The sequence below is a fragment of the Nonomuraea sp. NPDC004186 genome (genome assembly GCF_053603495.1).
Genome location: NZ_JBSGFQ010000049.1, coordinates 46814 through 65509, shown reverse-complemented (window position 1 = coordinate 65509; position 18696 = coordinate 46814). Strand labels below are relative to the sequence as shown.

The 18696-nt window shown below is 73.5% G+C and carries 18 protein-coding genes; 6 read left to right on the top strand and 12 right to left on the bottom strand.

Annotated elements, in window-relative coordinates:
• Positions 1-49: 49 nt before the first annotated feature.
• From ACWEPL_RS34055 to crcB (ACWEPL_RS34040), 4 genes are all read right to left on the bottom strand, one after another.
• Entirely contained in the window at positions 50-175 is a 126-nt protein-coding gene (locus ACWEPL_RS34055) for a hypothetical protein (protein WP_363969620.1), read from the bottom strand.
• An 86-nt stretch (positions 176-261) separates the two neighbouring features.
• Entirely contained in the window at positions 262-2115 is a 1854-nt protein-coding gene (locus tag ACWEPL_RS34050; RefSeq protein WP_452438616.1) for a GTP-binding protein, read from the bottom strand.
• 149 nt (positions 2116-2264) lie between these two features.
• Positions 2265-2621, bottom strand: a complete 357-nt coding sequence (gene crcB / locus ACWEPL_RS34045) for a fluoride efflux transporter CrcB (protein WP_355200949.1) — start codon at positions 2619-2621, stop codon at positions 2265-2267.
• Positions 2618-3079, bottom strand: a complete 462-nt coding sequence (crcB, locus tag ACWEPL_RS34040) for a fluoride efflux transporter CrcB (RefSeq protein ID WP_452438615.1) — start codon at positions 3077-3079, stop codon at positions 2618-2620. Before crcB (ACWEPL_RS34040) ends, crcB (ACWEPL_RS34045) begins: the two co-directional genes overlap by 4 nt.
• 72 nt (positions 3080-3151) lie before the next feature.
• Between crcB (ACWEPL_RS34040) and ACWEPL_RS34035 the strand changes: the two genes are divergently transcribed.
• Entirely contained in the window at positions 3152-3865 is a 714-nt protein-coding gene (locus ACWEPL_RS34035) for an HNH endonuclease family protein (protein ID WP_363969627.1), read from the top strand.
• Between the two features lie 20 nt (positions 3866-3885).
• On the opposite strand, the gene ACWEPL_RS34030 is transcribed toward ACWEPL_RS34035, so the two are convergent.
• The gene (locus ACWEPL_RS34030; protein ID WP_363969629.1) at positions 3886-4719 is read right to left on the bottom strand and encodes a GDSL-type esterase/lipase family protein; all 834 of its coding nucleotides are present in this window, start codon (positions 4717-4719) and stop codon (positions 3886-3888) included.
• A 217-nt stretch (positions 4720-4936) separates the two neighbouring features.
• Between ACWEPL_RS34030 and ACWEPL_RS34025 the strand changes: the two genes are divergently transcribed.
• Positions 4937-6166: an isochorismate synthase gene (locus ACWEPL_RS34025; RefSeq protein ID WP_363969631.1), complete on the top strand. Its 1230-nt coding sequence runs from the start codon at positions 4937-4939 to the stop codon at positions 6164-6166.
• Here ACWEPL_RS34025 and ACWEPL_RS34020 read toward each other — a convergent pair whose 3' ends face one another.
• On the bottom strand, positions 6167-6787 hold the full coding sequence (locus tag ACWEPL_RS34020; RefSeq protein WP_363969633.1) for a YigZ family protein: 621 nt from the start codon (positions 6785-6787) through the stop codon (positions 6167-6169).
• 80 nt (positions 6788-6867) lie between these two features.
• Between ACWEPL_RS34020 and ACWEPL_RS34015 the strand changes: the two genes are divergently transcribed.
• From ACWEPL_RS34015 to ACWEPL_RS34000, 4 genes are all read left to right on the top strand, one after another.
• Positions 6868-7209 carry a hypothetical protein gene (locus ACWEPL_RS34015; RefSeq protein ID WP_452438614.1) on the top strand — a complete coding sequence of 114 codons (342 nt, stop codon included), beginning with the start codon at positions 6868-6870 and terminating at the stop codon, positions 7207-7209.
• 19 nt (positions 7210-7228) lie between these two features.
• Complete coding sequence (locus ACWEPL_RS34010) at positions 7229-8065, top strand: metallophosphoesterase family protein (protein WP_452438613.1); 837 nt, start codon at positions 7229-7231, stop codon at positions 8063-8065.
• 123 nt (positions 8066-8188) lie between these two features.
• Positions 8189-8773 (top strand): ArsR/SmtB family transcription factor, encoded by a 585-nt coding sequence (locus ACWEPL_RS34005; protein ID WP_452438612.1) that lies wholly within the window; start codon positions 8189-8191, stop codon positions 8771-8773.
• Complete coding sequence (locus ACWEPL_RS34000; protein ID WP_452438611.1) at positions 8770-10074, top strand: MFS transporter; 1305 nt, start codon at positions 8770-8772, stop codon at positions 10072-10074. The genes ACWEPL_RS34005 and ACWEPL_RS34000 overlap by 4 nt, the downstream gene beginning before the upstream one ends.
• On the opposite strand, the gene ACWEPL_RS33995 is transcribed toward ACWEPL_RS34000, so the two are convergent.
• The 6 genes from ACWEPL_RS33995 to ACWEPL_RS33970 form a co-directional block, all read right to left on the bottom strand.
• Complete coding sequence (locus ACWEPL_RS33995) at positions 10075-11703, bottom strand: hydantoinase B/oxoprolinase family protein (RefSeq protein ID WP_452438610.1); 1629 nt, start codon at positions 11701-11703, stop codon at positions 10075-10077.
• Positions 11700-13724: a hydantoinase/oxoprolinase family protein gene (locus ACWEPL_RS33990; RefSeq protein WP_452438609.1), complete on the bottom strand. Its 2025-nt coding sequence runs from the start codon at positions 13722-13724 to the stop codon at positions 11700-11702. The genes ACWEPL_RS33995 and ACWEPL_RS33990 overlap by 4 nt, the downstream gene beginning before the upstream one ends.
• 116 nt (positions 13725-13840) lie before the next feature.
• The gene (locus ACWEPL_RS33985) at positions 13841-15403 is read right to left on the bottom strand and encodes a PucR family transcriptional regulator (protein WP_452438608.1); all 1563 of its coding nucleotides are present in this window, start codon (positions 15401-15403) and stop codon (positions 13841-13843) included.
• Entirely contained in the window at positions 15400-16458 is a 1059-nt protein-coding gene (locus tag ACWEPL_RS33980; RefSeq protein ID WP_452438607.1) for a DUF917 domain-containing protein, read from the bottom strand. The genes ACWEPL_RS33985 and ACWEPL_RS33980 overlap by 4 nt, the downstream gene beginning before the upstream one ends.
• On the bottom strand, positions 16455-17375 hold the full coding sequence (locus ACWEPL_RS33975; RefSeq protein WP_452438606.1) for a hypothetical protein: 921 nt from the start codon (positions 17373-17375) through the stop codon (positions 16455-16457). Before ACWEPL_RS33975 ends, ACWEPL_RS33980 begins: the two co-directional genes overlap by 4 nt.
• On the bottom strand, positions 17372-18679 hold the full coding sequence (locus tag ACWEPL_RS33970) for an MFS transporter (RefSeq protein WP_355200918.1): 1308 nt from the start codon (positions 18677-18679) through the stop codon (positions 17372-17374). Before ACWEPL_RS33970 ends, ACWEPL_RS33975 begins: the two co-directional genes overlap by 4 nt.
• Positions 18680-18696: the final 17 nt, after the last annotated feature.

Below are 18696 nucleotides of genomic sequence, written 5' to 3'. Positions count from 1 at the left end.
CCGCCTGGTCGTCGGCCCGGGCAGCCGGGCCACCGCTGCCCCGTCCGGGTCACTCCTCGCCGGAGGGCGACTTGCGGGTCTCCCGCTTCGTCTCCTTGGTCTGCCTGTTGGTCTTGATGGCCTGCTTCTTCGACTTGCCGGACTTGGCGGCGGGTTTCTTCTTCGTGTCTGCCATGGGATTCCCCCCTGTACGGACATGCGCACCGGAATGGTGCACTGTGCCACTTAATACCCATCTAGCCCGGAAACCCGACATACCACCTACCGGACCGGTCGATCACCCGCCGGCGCGGACCACCAGACCCCTTCTCCGTGCGACAGCCCCGGCAGCCGCCGCTCGACCTCGTGCACCGCGGCCGCCGGGATCTCACCCTCCAGTACCCAAGTGTCGTCGCGCCTGCCGGTGTCGTGGAGCTCACCGCCCAGTGCGGCGAGCCTGGCGGTGACCGCGCTGAACGTCTCCGGCGGCACCTCCAGCTCGAACCGGTGGCACGGCTCGTACACGGTGGTGCCCGCCAGGCGCAGCGCCCGCATGAGCACGGCCCGGGCGCGGCCGCGGAAGTCGGCCGCGACCGTGAGGGGCGGGGCGTAGCCGGTCCTGGTCACCGTGACGAGCACGTCGGTGACCGGCCAGCCGTGCGGGCCCTCACCCAGGGCCTGGCGCACGCTCTCCTCGATGGCCCGGTGGTAGGCCAGCGGCAGCGAGCCGAGATCGACCTCCAGCCGGTAGCCGACGCCGGAGCCCTTCGGCCCCGGCTCGACGCGCAGGCCCACGGTGGCCATGAACTCGTTGCGGCCGTGGCGCTGGATCTCCTCGACGACCTCCGCGGTGCCCGACGGGCGCTCGAAGTAGACGGGCCGGCTCGGCTCGAAGAGCGCCTCGACGCCGAAGTCCCTGGCCAGGGTCTCGCCGATGACCTCTTTCTGCACCTCCCCGTACAGCAGGACCGAGGTCTCGCCGCCGGTCAGGGTGCGGGTGCCGATCAGCGGGTCCTGCTCGGCCAGCGCGAGCAGCGCGGCGTGCAGGCGCGGCTCCTGGCCGGGGACGCGGGGCCGTACCACGGTCTCCAGGCTGGGCGGGGTGAAATGGGCCTGGTGCGCGGGCCCGGGCTCCCCCAGGTGGTCGCCGACGCGGATCTCGGGCACGCCCCAGACCTTGACGATGTCCCCGGCCACCGCCTGCCGCCGCCCGGGGGAGCCGGCGACGGCCAGCGCGGTCAGCCTGCCGTCGTAGGCCTGCCGCCCCCGATGGAAGGTGAGGTGCTCGCGCGCTCGCAGCGCGCCCGCGCGTACCCGCAGGTAGGCGACCTTCTCCCCGGACGGGGCGCGCTCGATCGCGAACACCGTCGCCCGCGCCGCCTCCTCCGGGTCCCCGGCCGGCTGGGTCACGGCGGGCAGCAGGTGGACGGCGTCGAGCAGCTCGCCGACGCCCCGCCCGGTCAGCGCCGAGCCGAACAGCACCGGATGCGCCTGCCCGGCGGCGCACTGCCGCGCCAGCGCCGCGCGTACCTGGCCGAAGTCGGGCGTCTTGCCCTCGACGAGCAGCTCCAGCAGCCCGTCGTCCCGCTCGGCCAGCACCTCGGCCGCCGCCTCGGGCGAGGCGAGGCCGGCGGTGACGGCCGCCTTGGAGCCGAGGTGCCGCACGGTGTTCAGGGCCACGCAGTACGGCGAGAGCCGCCGCCGGATGTCGGCCAGCAGCTCCCGCTCCCTGGCCCCGGCCCGGTCGATCTTGTTGACGAAGATCAGCGTGGGCAGGCGCAGCCGGCGCAGGGTCTTCATCAGCACCCGGGTGTGCGGCTGCACGCCCTCGACGGCCGACAGCACCAGCACGGCGCCGTCGAGCACGCCGAGCGCGCGCTCCACCTCGGCCACGAAGTCGGCGTGGCCGGGTGTGTCGACCAGGTTGACCCGCAGGTCGCCCAGGCTGAAGGAGGCGACGGCCGTGCGGATGGTGATCCCGCGACGGCGCTCGATCTCGCCGGAGTCGGTCTGTGTGCTGCCCTCGTCCACGCTGCCGAGCCGGGCGATGACCCCGGTCTCGAACAGCAGCCGCTCAGTGAGGCTGGTCTTGCCCGCGTCTACGTGCGCGAGGATGCCGATGTTCAGGATGTGCACGGTGCTGGAAGTCCTCGGGAACTCTCGTGCCAATGGGGCGCTGGGAGATTCCGAGGCACCGCATCTCATGCTCCTGATCGTCGGCGGACGGTTGCCGGGCCATCCTGCCATCGCGGCGGGGGCACCCGCGAACCATTTACAGGGCCTATTTACAGGGCCTGCGCCAGGGCCACCCCGCAGTAGGCCGCGCCCAGCCCGGCCACCACGCTGGCGGCCGCGTTGGCCACCGCGTGGAAGCGCGCGCCCTCTTCCACCAGTCGCACCGTCTCGTACCCGAACGTCGAGTACGTGGTCAGCGCCCCGCAGAACCCGGTGCCCAGCAACGCCATCACCCCGCCGGCGGCGGGCAGCGCGGCCAGGAAGCCCAGCAGCGCCGAGCCGGCCACGTTCACCGTCAGCGTGCCCCACGGGAACACCGTGTCGTGGCGCGCCTGCACGGCCCGGTCCGCGAGATAGCGCAGCGGCGCGCCGAGCGCCGCCCCGAGGACGATGAGCAGCACCGTCATCGCACGCCCGCCAGCATCCCGGCGATCCGCCTGGTCAGCCACATGCCCGCCACCACGGCCGCCACCGCCGCCACCAGCGTGGCCGCCAGGTAGACCAGCCCCGTCAGCGGCGCCCCCGCCGCGACCGCCCGCTGGATGTCCACCGCGTACGTGGAGAACGTCGTGTACCCGCCCAGCACCCCCACCCCCAGGAACGGCCGCACGAGGCGGTGCGCCTGCCGCACCTCCGTGATCATCACCATGAGCACACCGATCAGCAGGCACCCGGACACGTTGATGAGGAACGTCGCCCAGGGGAAGTCCGCCGGCCCGGACGGCAGCGCCGACTGCAGGCCGAAACGCGCGAGCGCGCCCAGCGCGCCCCCGGCCGCGATCGCGGCGAGCACGGGCCAGTGCAGCTCGGCGCGCTGCTCCGGGATGTGGAGATCGACGTCCGGGTCGATCGGACGATCAGTCACATAACCCTCCCCGTGTCAAAACGCCGGATGCCGGGAATTTCTCTAGACAACCTTTGATGTTCGGAGGCCTGCTTGAGCACGAAGGACGCCATCGCCCTTCTAGCGGGAGCCATCATCGTCGTTTCCTTCGTCGGCGGCGCCAAGACCTCTCCGGCCACGGCGGCCAGCCCGCTGGGCAACACCAGCGGGACGCGGCCCGGTCTGGCACCCATCATCTCGGACGCCGACAAGGGCAAGGCACGCGACCTCATCAAACGGGTGCGCGTCAAGGGGCTCGGTTCCAACACCGGCTACGAGCGCACCCGGTACGGCGACAACTGGGCCGACACCGCGAGCGGGGTGCCGTACGCGCGCAACGGCTGCCGCACCCGCGACGACCTGCTGGCCCGCGACGGGCGGAACGTGAAATACCGGTCGGGCTCCAGCTGCGAGGTCGTCTCCATGGAGCTGAGCGACCCCTACACCGGCCGGACCATTCACTGGCACAAGGACAACCCGGACGAGGTGCAGGTCGACCACGTGGTGCCGCTGAACTACGCGTGGCGCATGGGCGCGCCGCGCTGGCGGATGTCCAAGCGGCTCGACTTCGCCAACGACCCGCTGAACCTGCTGCCCGTGGCCGGCTACGCCAACGAGCAGAAGGACGCCTCCGGCCCGGCGACCTGGTTACCGCCGCAGCGGCGCGTCCGCTGCGCGTACGTCACCCGCTTCGCGCAGGTCGCGCTCAAGTACAACGTGCCCGTCACCGCGGCGGACAAGAGGATGATGCTGGCCCAGTGCCGTTGACCGGGCCGCTGACGGGCGGGCTAGCGCGGGTCCTCCCACGTGAAGCCGTGCCCGAACGTCTGCTCGGCCAGGATCCGCTGCCCGTCCATGTTCGGGTGGAAGTAGTCCCACTTGCTGACGTGATCGAGCGTGAACGGGAAGGCGAACACCGCGCCCCCGTCGGTGCGGCAGCCGGGCCCGAACCTGGCGCACGCCTGGGCCGCCGCGCGGTTGTAGGCCATGACCCGCGCCCGCACCCGCTGGCGGCGCTCGACGTCGGCGCGCTTGGTCGAGGTGGGCTGGGCGAGCATGGACTGGCAGATGTGGCCGGCCGTCCAGAACGTGCGGGCGAGCGGGACGGTCTTGCCCACCTGCCAGAGCCGCCGCAGGTCGGGGATGCTGGCGATGAACACCCGGGCCGCGGGCATGCCGGCCCGCAGCTCGGCCAGCGCCGCGTCCATCCGCCGCCGGTACGTCTCGACGGGCGTCATGGCCTGCTCGGTGCGCACGCACGCGTCCTGGGCCCCGATCAGGATCGTGACGTAGTCGGCCTTGGCCTCGACGGCCTTGCGCACCTGGCCGAGCAGGTCGGCGCTGGTGGCCCCGGGGGCGGCGAAGGTGAGGTTGTGCTGCTGGAGCGTTCCAGACATGGCCGACAGGCGCAGGTAGTGGCTGTTCACCCCGGGGTTGTCGCCGGAGGACCACGAGCGCGGGATGCAGGAGACGTAGAAGCCGCACGCGTTGAAGCCGGTGGAGATGGAGTCTCCGAGCGCGGCCATGATGCCGGGGACGGGCTGGGCCGCGGCGGCCTGCGCCGGACCTGTGGCGGAGACGAGCAGCGTTGCGGCGAGGACTGAGCCCAGGCGACCGATCATGGACCCAAGGTAGGAAGCGGATCAGCGACCGGCCATGACATACGGGCCAGGTCTGTGATTTCAGGACCGACTTCATATCGCCGCTTGACAGCCCGGACCCGATCGGGATGGGGTAAATGCAGCTCAACGCCTGGTTTTATCCGGGTTCGTTGACCGTAACCTCGCATTCACGGGGGTCTGAGTCGAACGTGTTCAGTTCCCGCATAGAGTGTCTTGGGTGAGTGTCGCGCTCGGAACAACCCGCCCGCTACCGGTTCGCACCACCCCTGTCGGCGACCCGGGCGACCTGCTGGCATCCCTGCCCAGGACCGCCCCGTACGCCTGGGTCAGGAACGGCGAGGGCCTGGTCGGCTGGGGTCAGGCCGCACGGGTGGCCGTGCCCCCGGGTCCGGGCCGGTTCGCCTGGGCCCGCCAGTGGCTGGCCACCGTGTTCGGCGACGCCCACGTCGACGACGCCGTGCGCACCCCCGGCTCCGGCCCGGTCGCCTTCGGCAGCTTCACCTTCGACGAGGACGCCCACGGCTCCGTCCTCGTCGTCCCGCGCGCCGTGCTGGCCCGCCGCGACGGCCACGCCTGGCTCACCACGATCGGCGACGCGCCGCTGGAGACGTTCTCCCCCATCCGCGACCCCGGCCGCATCAGCTACGGCGACGGCAGCCTGAGCGCCCCCGAGTGGGAGCACGTCGTGGCCAGGGCCGCCAAGCGCATCCGCGAGGGCGAGCTGGAGAAGGTCGTGCTGGCGCGCGACCTGGTCGCCACCGCCGAGCGGCCCATCGACGTGCGCCTGCTGCTCACCCGGCTGGCCCGGCGCTATCCCGAGTGCTACACGTTCTCGGTCGCGGGGCTGGTGGGGGCCACGCCCGAGCTGCTGATCAGGCGTACGGGCCAGGAGATCGAGTCGCTCGTGCTGGCCGGCACCACCCCGCGCGGCACCGGCCCGGCCGACGACCTCGCCCGCGGGGCCGCGCTGTTCGCCTCGCCCAAGGACCGCCACGAGCACGAGTGCGCCATCGCCTCGGTCCGCCAGACGCTCGCCCCCCTCTGCGCCTCGCTGGAGACCCCGGACGAGCCCGAGCTGCTGGTGCTGCCCAACGTCCAGCACCTGGCCAGCCACGTCACCGGGCGGCTGGCCGACGGGGCCTCCGTCCTCGACGTGGTCGCCGCCATGCACCCGACGGCCGCCGTCGGCGGCACCCCCACCCCCACCGCGATCGAGGTCATCCGCGAGCTGGAGGGCATGGACCGGGCCGGCTACGCCGGGCCCGTCGGGTGGATCGACGCCCACGGCGACGGCGAGTGGGGCATCGCGCTGCGCTCGGGGCTCGTCCAGGGCCGCCGGGCCCGCCTGTTCGCGGGCGGCGGCATCATGGGCGACTCCGACCCGGCGGCCGAGCTGGCCGAGGCCCAGGCCAAGTTCAGGGTCATGCAGTACGCGCTGGAGGGCTGATCAGCCGGGGACGTGGATCTCCTCGCCCACGTCCACGCGGGCCCGCCCGGCCGTCAGCGTCGCCACCCAGTCCGCGAACGGCGCCACCTCGTCCTCGCCCACGGAGACGGCGAAGGTGACCTCGCCCGCGTACGTCACCTCGCGCACCGGGTGGCGCGAGGCCCGCAGGTCGTTCTCCACCCGCCCGGCCTGGTCGTGGGCCACCGCAACCCGCACGACGCGGGCCGGCACCATCCGCACCGGCTCGGCCCGGTCGAGGGTCTCGGTCACGGCGGAGCCGTAGGCCCGCACCAGCCCGCCCGCCCCCAGCAGGGTGCCGCCGAAATAGCGGGTCACCACCGCCACCACGTCGCTGAACCCCCTGCCCACCAGGGCCTGCACCATCGGCGTGCCCGCCGTGCCGCCCGGCTCGCCGTCGTCGTCGCCCTTCTGGACGCGCTGCCCGACGACGTACGCGGTGCAGTTGTGCGTGGCGCCGGGATGCTTCTGCCGCCGCTCGCCGATGAACGCGACCGCCTCCTCGACGCTGCGCGCGGGCGCCAGCGCGCAGATGAACCGGGAGCGCTTCGCCTCCGTCTCGTGCTCGACGACGGAGGTGAGGGTCAGGTACGGCGCAGACACATTCGACAGGTTATGCCCTTGCCGGACGAACTCCGGAAGCTACCATCTCGTCATTCCATCAGGACCTACGGGAGGGTCTCATGGACACTGTGAGCGACCTCATGCCCTTCGTCTCCTCGGCGATCGACGCCTACGGCGTGGGCGTGCTGGCCAAGACCCGCGAGCTGGCCGCCGACACGGCCGTGGCCCGCGGCACCCGCATCCTGCAGCGGGTCTTCGGCCGCGGTGACGCCGCGTCCAGACAGGTGATCGAGACGATGGCGAGCGCCAAGCCGGACGACGAGCCGAGCCGCGCGGCGTTGAAACTGGCGATCATGGAGGCGTTCCGCGCCGACCCGCACCTGGCCCGCGAGGTCGCGGCCATGTTGCCGAGGATGACGGATGACATGATCGTGGCGGAGGACAACGCCCCCGTCCTCTGACGCGAAGGAGGGACGTCCCTTGCCCAGCGAAGGCGGGAGCAGGCTGCTGGCCGTCAGCGATCTGCACGTCGGCTACGAGGAGAACCGGGCCATCGTCCAGGAGCTGAAACCGGACGACCCCGGCGACTGGCTGCTGGTCGCGGGCGACGTCGGCGAACGGCTGGAGGACATCGCCCGGACGCTGGGCCTGCTGGCCGCGCGGTTCGAGCGGGTGGTCTGGGTGCCGGGCAACCACGAGCTGTGGACCCCGCCGGGAGACCCGCCGGAGCTGCGGGGCGTGGCCCGCTACAACCACCTCGTCGCCATGTGCCGCGAGCTGGGCGTGGTGACGCCGGAGGACGACTATCCGGTGTGGGAGGGAGCGGGCGGGCCGGTCCGGATCGTGCCCCTGTTCCTGCTCTACGACTACACGTTCCTGCCGGCCGGCCATCTCACCACGGCGAGCGCGCTCGCGTACGCGCACAGCACCGGCGTGGTCTGCACCGACGAGTATCTCCTGCACCCCGACCCGTACCCGAGCCGCGAGGCGTGGTGCCGGGCCCGGGTGGAGCTGACCGGGCGGCGACTGGCCGGGCTGGACGACGTGCCGCTGGTCTTCGTCAACCACTATCCGCTGGTACGCGAGCCGACCGACGTCCTGCGCTACCCGGAGTTCGCCCAGTGGTGCGGCACGACCGCCACCAGGGACTGGCACACGCGCCACCCGACCGCCGCCATGATCTACGGCCACCTCCACATCCCCCGCGTCACCTGGTACGACGGCGTGCGCTTCGAGGAGGTGTCGCTCGGCTACCCCCGCGAGTGGCGGCGCAGGCCGGGCGGCCGCAAGCTCCTGCGCGACGTGATCGTCACCTAGCGGCCCCACCCTCGCAGACCACCGCCCCGGCCAGGCGCCGTCGGCGGTCTCTTCCGTGAACCGCAAACACTTCTTCGCGAAGATGTGTTTGCGAAGAAGTGTTTGCGGTTTAGGCTTCGTGCCATGACGCCATCCCCTGACAGCGTGGTCGTCCTCGACGCCAAGGGCCTGCGCGCGCTCGCCCACCCCCTGCGGGTGCAGCTCGTCGACCTGCTGCGCAAGCACGGCCCGTCCACCGCCACCCGCCTGGCCGAGCGCCTGGGGGTGAACTCGGGCACGGCCAGCTACCACCTGCGCAGGCTCGGCGCCGCCGGGTTCGTGGAGGAGGACACCGAACGCGGCAACGCGCGGGAGCGCTGGTGGCGCTCGGTCCACCGGACGACCCGGCTCACCGACGAGGGCGGTCTGGCCGACCGGGAGCCGGAGGCGGTGCTGGCGTACATGCAGTCCATCGCCGCCCTCTACAACCTGCGCACCCAGCAGGCGCTCAACGAGCTGCAGACCATGCCGCAGCCGTGGCGCGGGGTGCTCGACCTCAGCGCCGTCCCGTTCCGCCTCACCCCGGAGGAGGCGCTTCGGCTGCGCGCGGACCTGACGGAGCTCTTCGCGCGCTACCGGCGCGACGGCGACGAGGCGCCGGCGGACGCGGTCCGGGTCTACCTGATGACGCAGGTCATCCCCGAGCTGGACGACCCCGAGGAGGCATGATGGTGCCGCGCGGGTCCTTACGGCCGATGGCCGGGCTGCTGGCGGCCATCGCCGTGTCGACGACCGGGACGCGGGTCTCGGCCATCGCGCTGCCCTGGTTCGTGCTGACGAGCACCGGCAGCGCGGTGTGGACGGGGCTGGTGGCGTTCGCGGAGATGGCGCCGTACGTGCTGGTCAAGGGGCTGACGGGGCCGCTCGTGGACCGGGCGGGGCCGCGCCGGATCTCGTGGGTCGCCGACGTCGTGAGCGCCTCGGCCGCCGCCGCGATGGTCGTGCTGCACGCGCTCGGCCTGCTGCCGCTGGGCGTGATCGTCGCGCTGGTGGCGGTGATCGGCGCGGCCCGCGGGCCGGGCGACCTGGCCAAGGAGATCATGATTCCGGAGGCGGCCGAACGCGGGCGGGTGCCGCTGGAGCGGGCCACCGGGCTGATGGGCGTGACGGAGCGGCTGGCCGTGACCGTGGGGCCGGGGCTGGGCGGCGCGATGGTGACGCTGCTCGGCTCGCTGTCCGGCCTGGGCGTCAGCGCCGCCCTGTTCGCGCTCGGATCGGCGGTCGTGGCCGTGGTGCTGCCGCGCGACCTCGGGCACCGTGCGCCCGACGCCCCCCCGCACGAAGAGGAGGAGGGCTACTGGCGGCGGTTCGGCCAGGGCTTCGCGTTCCTGCGCGGCGAGCCGCTGCTGCTCGCGGTGATCGTCATGATCGCCGCCACGAACCTGCTGGACGCGGCCTGGAGCCAGGTTCTCGCGCCCGTGTGGGCGAAGGAGTCCGGCCACGGGCCCGCCGTCCTCGGGCTGAGCGTCAGCGTGCTCGGGCTGGCTTCGGTCGGGGGCAGCCTGGTGGCCGCCGCGATGGCGCACCGGATGCGGCGCAGGCCGGTGTTCTTCGTGGCGTTCCTGCTCGGCGGGCCGCCGAGGTTCCTCATGTTCGCCGTGGACATGCCGGTGTGGGGGCTGGTGGCGGCGTCCGTGGCGATCGGGTTCAGCGGCGGGTTCCTGAACCCGATCCTGAGCGCGATCTCGTACGAGCGCGTGCCCCGGCACCTCCTGGGCCGGGTGGGCGCGCTGCAGGGCGCGGTGATGTGGGCCGGCATCCCGCTGGGCGGGCTGCTGGGCGGGGCGGCGGTGACGGCGGCCGGGCTGGCGCCGGTGCTGCTGGCGTGCGGGATCGCCTACGCGCTCGTCACGAGCCTGACCGGGCTGCGTCCCGAGTGGCGCGAGATGGACCGGCTGCGCGGCCACGGCCCTCCCGCCGCACCGGCGCCAGAGGGCAGCGCCGGTACGGCGGGACGTTCCAGCGGGTGATCAGCGGGTGGTCAGGCCCTGGGACAGGTCGGTGGCCGTGGCGGTGTGGGAGCGGCGGGCGGCGGGGCCGTAACCGCCGCCACCGCCCGACTCGCAGCGCAGCACGTCCCCCGCGGTGACCGGCAGCGCGTTCACCTTGAGCATCTCGCGGGCGTCCGGGGTGCCCGGGTTGAGGGTGACGCGGGGCGGCGCGCCCGGCTCGCCGCCCGCCAGGCCCCAGGCCGGGGTGACCGAGCGCTCGAACCAGAGCGACAGCGAGGTGTCCCCGCAGAACTCGTACTCGCGCACCACCCCGTTCCCGCCCCGCCACTGACCGGCGCCGCCGGTGTCGGGGCGGATCTCGTAGCGGCGCACCCGGACCGGGAACAACGTCTCCAGCACCTCGATGGGCATGTCCCGCAGCGCGCCGTTGACGTTGTTGATCAGGCAGGTCTCGCCGTCGCCGCCGTCCCAGGCGCCCCAGCCGCCGACCGTGGCCTCCTGGGAGACGTACAGCTTGCCGGTACGCGGGTCCGTGCCGGTGAACTGCACGATCATCGAGTCCCCGTACGAGGCCGCGGCCGCCTTGTCCGGCAGCACCGGCGCCAGCGCCTTGACCACCAGGTCGATGAGCAGCCCCAGGTGCGAGTAGTAGTACTGGCAGGCGGCGGGCGACTCGGCGGCCAGCATGGAGCCGGGCCGGGTCTCGACCGACAGCGGGCGGAACGAGCCGCCGTTCAGCGGCACGTCGCCCGAGACCAGCAGCTTGTAGCCGACGCGGACGGCGGCCACGGCCTGGGCCGCGCCGCAGTTGACCGGGCCGAGCGCCTGGTCGGCGCAGTCGGTCAGGTCGACGTGCATCGACTCGCCCGACACCGCGACCGTGACGTTGACCGGCAGCGGGGTGCCGAGGTCGATGCCGTCGTTGTCGAGGAAGCCGGAGGCCTCGTAGACGCCGTCGGGGATGGCCGCGATGGCCGCGCGTTCCATGCGCTCGGTCTGGGCGAAGATCTCGTCGCGGGCGGCCAGCACCGTGTCCAGGCCCCACCGGGACACGATCTCCTTCAGCCGCCGCTGGCCCGTCATGGCACAGCTCACCTGGGCGCGCAGGTCGCCGAGCGTGGCGTGCGGGAAGCGTACGTTGCGGGCGATCACCTCGTGCAGGTCGCGGCAGGGCACGCCGCCCGCGTACACCTTGACCGGGCCCATCCGCAGGCCCTCCTGGAAGATCGACGTGGAGTCCATGGAGCCGCCCGGGTCCTTGGAGCCGACGTCCAGCCAGTGCGCCCGCGACGCCGCGAAACCGGCCAGTTCCCCGTCCACGAAGATCGGCCCGTAGACCGTGACGTCGTTGAGGTGGGTGCCGCCGATGTAGGAGTCGTTGAGCACCCACACGTCGCCCTCCTGCCAGACCTCCTGCCCGTACAGGCGCTCGGTCTCGCGGGTGCACACCTCCAGGTTGCCCAGGAAGATCGGCAGCCCGGACGACTGGCCCAGCACGTTGTGGTGGCGGTCGAGCAGCGCGACCGCGCAGTCCTTGGCCTCGTAGATGACGGGGGTGTAGGAGCTGCGGATGAGGGTGGTGTTCATGTCCTCGGCCGCCTGCAGCAGCGCGCAGCGGATGATCTCCGTGGTGACGGGGTCGATCACAAGTTCACCTTCACGATGAGAAAGCCGTTGGGGTCCACGGTGGCCACGCAGCCGGGCGGGATGACCGTCGTCGCGGTCTCCTCGACCACGATCGCGGGCCCGGCCAGCTCGCCGTCGAGGCTGGAGCGCCGCAGCACCGGGGTGCTGTGCACGGCCCCGTCGAAGATCACATCCCGTACGTACGCCGCCCGCTCCTCGGGAGCCTCCTGCGCGGCGGCGGCGGTGCGCGGGAACGAGCCGAGCCCGGTGCTGCGCAGCATGACGAACTCCACCGGCGCCTCCGGGGTGGCGTGCCCGTAGCGGCCGGTGTGCGCCTCGGCGTAGCGGGCCGCGATCGTCTCCAGGAACCCGGGCTCGGCGGGCTCGGCCGCGTCGCGCAGCGGGATGGTCAGCGTGTAGTCCTGGCCCTCGTAGCGCATGTCCACGGCGTGCTCGACCCGGTGCCGCTCCTCGGGAACGCCCTGGGCGGAGAGCGCCGCCAGCGCATCTTCCTCCAAGGTCACAAAATTTCGGGACATGTCGGGGCCATCGAGCGTGTCCTGCGACCGGAAGTACGGATGCGTCAGATCCCGGCGTACGTCGGCCTCCAGCATCCCCCACGCCGAGAAGGCCCCCGGGAAGCGCGGCACCACCACCTCGGAGATCCCCAGCTCGCGCGCGATGAACACGGCGTGCATCGCCCCCGCGCCCCCGAACGCCACCAGCGCGAACTCCCGCGGCTCGATCCCGTGCTCCACGGTCAGCGTACGGATCGCCTGCGCCATCTTGGCGTTGGCCACGTCGCAGATCCCCTCGGCCAGCAGCAGCGGATCCATGTCCAGCTCGTCGGCCAGCGTGGCCACCGCCGTACCCGCCGCCTCCACGTCCAGCGTCATCAGCCCGCCCGCGAACCAGGCCGGGTCCACCCGGCCGAGCGCCACGTTCGCGTCGGTGACCGTGGCCCGGGTGCCGCCCCTGCCGTAGCAGGCCGGCCCGGGCAGGGCCCCGGCCGACTCGGGCCCGACCCGCAGCGCGCCCGCCTCGGCATAGGCGATCGAGCCGCCGCCCGCGCCGATCGTGTGCAGGTTCACGATGGGCATGAGCACCGGGTAGCCCTCGATGCGGGCCTCCGCGCTGACATCCGGCCGCCCGTTCACCACGAGCGACACGTCGAATGACGTCCCGCCCATGTCGATGCAGATGGCGTTCTCCCTGTCCATGAACCGGGCCGCCGCGACCCCGCCCATCGTGCCGCCCACCGGCCCGGACAGCAGCGTCTGCAACGGCCTGCGCATCGCGTAGGAGGCGTTCACCAGCCCGCCCGACGACTGCATCACGTGCACCGGCACGGCCAGCCCCCGCTCGGCGAAGCGCCGCTCGATCCTGGCCAGGTAGCGGCGCACCACGGGTCCGGTGTACGCCTCCAGCACCGCCGACGAGGTCCGCTCGTACTCGCGCCACTCCCGCGCCACCTCATGGGAGAGCACGACCAGCACGTCGTCGCCCAGCTCCGCGCGCAGGATCTCGCCGGCCCGCAGCTCGTGCGCCGGGTTCGCGTAGGAGAACAGCAGGCACACGGCCACCGCGTCGAACCCCTCCTCCCGCGCGCGCCGCCCCGCCGCCCGCACCGACTCCTCGTCGAGCGGCTGGAGTTCGCGTCCCAGGTAGTCGAGCCGGCCGCCGGCCTCCATGACGTCCTGGCGCGGGACCAGCGGCGCGGGCTTGCGGTAACGCAGGTCGAACATGCGGTCGCGGTTGCCCCTGGCGATCTGGTAGACGTCCCGGCCGCCCTGACCGGCCAGCAGCAGCACCCGGGCGCCCTTGCGCTCCAGCAGCGCGTTGAGCCCCTGGGTGGTGCCGTGCACGAAGAACGAGATCTCGGCCGGATCCTCGACGACCCGGCCCAGCGCGGCGAACACCCCCTCGGCCAGGTCTCCCGGAGTGGTGGGCGCCTTCGAGGCGGTGACCGTCCCGCTGCGTTCGTCGTAGCAGACTACGTCGGTGAAGGTGCCGCCGATGTCCATGGCGACGCGATAGCTCATGCGCTGCACCGTACGCCGACGGGGACGCCGCCCGCATGTGCGGCCCGCACAGGAGGAGGCCCTCGCCAGTGCATCCCGCCCGGTCGGCGCGCCCGTCGGAAGGGCCGCAGGCGGGCTCAGCGGAGGAGGACGTGGCAGGCGAGTTGCAGGGCCAGGCGGGTGGCGGCGTCGTCCAGGTCGAAGCCCGCGGACTTGATGCGCTCCAGACGGGTCGTGATCGTGTTGCGGTGCACGCCCAGCCGCTCGGCCGCCTTCAAGGCGCCGCCCTCGTCCAGGACCGCGGCCAGCGTCTCCAGCAGCGTGCCGTCCTTGTCGACCGCCAGCAGCGGCCGCAGCACGACGGTGGCCGGGGTGCGCAGGACGCCGGTGGGCAGCGCGCCCAGCAGCTCGGCCGGGCCCATCCGATCCGCTCGCGCCACGGTGCCCGGTCCCGCCACGAACGCCGCCGCCTCGGCTCCCAGCAGCGACTCCTCGACCGACCGCAGGCCCTCCACCTGCGCGCCGACCCCGGCGGCGCACGGCCAGGGCATCGTCCGCAGGCAGCGGCTGAGGCGTTCGGCCAGCTCGCCGGGGTCCAGCGCCGACCATCCCGCCCATCCCTCGCCACGGGGCAGCACGGGCACCTGGCCCACGGCCGCGGCGATGAGCGTCCCGGCCGGCGCGGCGTCGCCTGCCTCCGCCGTCGGCCGGACCTGGTAGGCGGTCAGCGCGCCCTCGACGGGCCAGCCCAGCGCGATCGCCTCCGCCCTCGCCCCGCCCTCCTCCGGCTCCCCGGGCTCCCCGGGCTCCTGCTGGGCGTCGGCGAGCAGGCGTTCGGCGAGGGCGCGCCGCAGGGCGAAGTCGCGGGAGGCGCGCAGCCGCTCCTGCGCGGCCCAGGCGGTCAGCGGGGCCACCGCCAGCCTCAGCACGGTACGGACGGCCGCGGGCCATCCGGGCGACCGGGACGACCCGCCGGCCACGAGCGTGCCCAGCACACCGCCGTCCAGATCGGGCACCTCCACCTCGGCCGACCACCGCGCCCCCACCCCACCACCTACCCGGGCACCCCCTTCGGGCGGCCCGTCGCGGTCCGGCCCTCGGCCGTCGGCGCCCTGGGCCTCCGTGCTCAGTCGAGCGATGCCCGGCCGATCGACGGCGCGGGCTCCGGCCAGGTGGCGGCCGTACCGGTCGATGAGGGTCACCGAGGTGCCGGGCAGCTCGGCGTTCAGGACGCCCAGTACGCGGCGGGCCGAGGGCCCGGCCTCGGCCAGGCGGGTGGCGCAGCGGGCCACGAGCTGGGTGCGGGCCGCCTCCGGGCGGGCGGCGGCCGAGGCGACCCGGACCGCGACGATGAGCGGATCCTCGTCCACGAAGATCAGCGTGACGCCGAGCCGTTCCGCCAGCACCTCGCCGGAACCCTCGCTCAGCCCGCCCGCCGGCGCGATCACGCACGCCGCCGCCTGCTCCCACGCCCGGCGGGTGGCCATCTCGACGGCCCACCCGCCGCTGGCCGCCGTCCCGATGAGGACCACCGCCGTGTGCGGCGCCACCGTCCCGAACACCGACAGCTCGTCCACGATCCGCACCTGGTGCACGGGGTTCTCGCCCGAGCCGTACATCCTGGCCCCGGCCAGCGGCCCGGCGTTGACCAGCTCGGCCACCGTGACCGGCGCCTCCCACCCCGCCCGCGGCCCCGTCACAGCGGGATCCCGAACGCCTGCAGCCCGCCCAGCCGCTGCCCCCGCTCCGTGTGCCACACCGGTGCGGCCTTCACGACCATGACGTCCACCTCCAGGCCGGGCACCGCCTTGTCGACGTCCACGACCATCCCGTCGGCCGTGGAGATCATGCAGATCTGGTCCGGCGTCATCGCCACCGCGGCCCCGTCGGCCAGGGCGAGCACGATCTCGTTGTGGGCCTCCAGCCGTACCAGCCGGCCCAGCCCCTCCGTCTCCTGCACCACGATGCTCGACGGCAGCGACGGCAGCGACACGTCGGCGCCGTGCCCGGTGCTGCCCTCCACCGTCAGGATCCGTCCCCTGCACAGGGTCCGCACGCCGAACGGCGCCGCGGTCGAGCGGGGCGCGCCGGGCTCGCCCGCCCGCAGCAGCAGGCTCACCGTCCCGGGCACGAGCACCCGCGCCAGGTCGCCGGCCGCCATCGGGTAGCAGGCCGCCACCGCCCACCCGCCGGCCGACAGCACGACGGGGCGCATCAGCTCCTCCACCCGGTCACCGGCCGTCTCCAGCAGCACCAGCTCGCCCGATCCGCCCGCCAGCGCCAGGGGCGCCGGGCTCATCCCGCCCAGCGCGTACGTCGTCTGCTCCAGCAGCGGGAACACCCGCCCCGTGCCGTCGCCGTCCACCAGCGGCACCTCCAGCTGGGCCGCCGCGATGAGCGGGACGAGGGCGTTCTCGGCGGCCAGGTTGAGCGCGACCACGGCCCCGGCCCGCTCCCCCAGCCTGCGCTCCAGCGCCCGCACGGCACGGGCGGGCTCGTCACCCGTCGGCAGCTGCTCCCCCAGCGCGGTCGTGGACCCGACCAGGCTGACCGCCACGCACAACGTGTCCGGCGCCAGTTTCTCGGCCGCCACCAGTTCGACGCCCGGCCCGATCAGCGAGCCCGCCCAGTCGAGGGTGAGAGTGTGCGCCGACTCCGCCGCCCCGGTCGCGAACATCCTCGCCCCGGCCGAGAGCCGCGCGAGCCCGTCCTCGTCGATCACCACGGCCTCGCGCGGATTCATGGGCGGGTTCATGGCATCGTCCCCTCGGCCGTCACCCGCACCCGGTAGAGCCCGTCCGGCAGGTACGACAGCGGGTTCACGGTCGTCTCCGCGATCCTGGCCGAGCCGGGCAGGGCGCCCGCGCTGACCACGCGGGTGAGCGCCTCGTCCCTGGCGTCCTGGAGCACCCGGTCCAGCTCCGCCCGCCCCCGCGCCTGCACGATCCGCTCCACCTGCGCCTCCGGCCGCCCGATCGCCGCCCCGTACGCCGCCGCCACCTCGCCGGGGACGCCGGGGAGCACCGCCCGCCCGCGCGCCAGGCTCGCCGTCCCGCCCAGGTCGCAGGCCAGCGGGTAGCGCCGGAAATAATGGGCCGACACCAGCCCGCCGCCCGACCTGGCGAAGAACACCGGCACCCCGGGCAGCTCCCGGGCCGCCTCGTCGGCGATCCGCCCCGCCTCGGGGCCGAGCGCCGCGTTGCGGATCGTGACCTGCTCGCGCTCGCGCAGCCCCGGATGGCCGAACTCGTACGACAGCGTGATCCGCGCCTGCGGCACCTCGGCCGCGATGATCGCGGCCACGGCCAGCTCGTGGTCGGCCAGCATGGGGGAGCCGGTCGCGGTCACCGCGAAGTCGGTCAGCCCGCACGTGGCGGCGAAGCGCCGGACCGCCTCGGTGTCCAGCGGCGCCAGCACGCGCCCGGTGAGGCTGTGGCCGCCGCGCACGATCGTGGCGGTCCCGGAGCCGACGCGCGGCCGCAGCGCCTCGGGGCACGGCCCGCCCACCCGGATCGCCGCCACCGCCGCGGTGGGCACGTCGCCCAGGTCCACGGCCACGCACGCCCGCGCCGCCGCGCGGGCGGCGGCGCGGCTCACCGGCCACTCGGGCGCGCCGTCCCTGACGGCCACCAGCACCGGCGAGGGCCGTACGAGGGCGACGCCGAGGATCACTCCAGCTCGCGTCCTTCGGTCTCCGGCAGCGGCACGGCCAGCAGCGCCGTGGCCACCATGAACGCGTTGATGATCAGCATGGTGGCGGTGAACCCGGTGGCGTGGGCCAGCAGCGCCCCCACCGCCGACGGCGCGACCGTGGTGGCCACGAGCTGCGCGGCCGTGGCCCACGAGTACCCGGTGCCGCGCAGGGCGGTCGGGTAGAACTCGCCGTTCCAGGTGTTCCAGACGCCCCAGGCGCCGAGGCTGAAGAACGACAGCACGAAGTTGCCGAGGTACAGGCCGGTGGTCGAGGAGGCGGTGGCGAACCAGAGACCGCCCAGCAGCGCCGCCACGACGTAGACGAGGAACACCTTCTTGCGGCCGAACCGGCCGGTCAGCAGGGAGGCGCTCACGTACCCGGGGATCATCATCAGCGCGCTCAGCGCCGCGAAGCCGAGCGAGGCCGACAGCGTCAGGCCCTTCTGCTGCAGCAGCGTCGGCAGCCACGTCTGCAGGCCCCAGTAGCCCCAGTTGAAGACGAAGTTCAGCAGCAGCATGACCACGGTGATCCGGGCGAGCCCGCCGCGGAACAGGTCGAGCGGCCGGCCCACCCGCTCGCTCGCCACGGTGAACGTGGCTTCGGAGTCGGGGCTGTTCAGCGCGCGCAGCACCGCGCGCGCCTCCTCCTGGCGGCCCCGGGCGGCCAGCCAGTACGGCGACTCCGGCACCCATGCCCGGATCGCGAACGCCCACAGCCCCGCCGCCGCGCTGGCGATCACCACGACGTGCCAGCCCAGGCCGCCCAGCGTCATCGACGCCCCGATCGCGGCCAGCATGCCGATCGGCCACCCGATCGACAGGTAGACCGCCGCCCGCCCGCGCGAGCGGGTCGGCAGCAGCTCCAGGAAGTAGGGGAAGGTGATCGTGTAGACGCCGGCCAGCGCCAGCCCCGAGGCCACCCGGAGCGTCACCAGCACCGTCATGTTCGGCGCGAACGCCGAGGCGAGCGCGATCACCCCGTACGCCAGCAGCGACCAGAACGCGACCGGCTTGCGACCGACGCGGTCGGCCACCGGCCCCCACACCAGCACGCCGGGGATCATGCCGAAGGCGACCGCCGACAGCACGACGCCGACCCCGGCCTCGTCGATCCCGAAGGCGGTGCCGAGGTCGCCGGAGACGTAGACGAGGGCGAGCTGCTCCCACGACTCGATGACGAACGCGATGAACAGCGCGAGCGCGATGAGCACGTGCCTGCGGGTGAACGGCATCCGATCGAATGCCGCGCCGATGGGGATCGTTCGGGAGTCGACGGCGGTCATGGAAGCTCCTCGGAGGG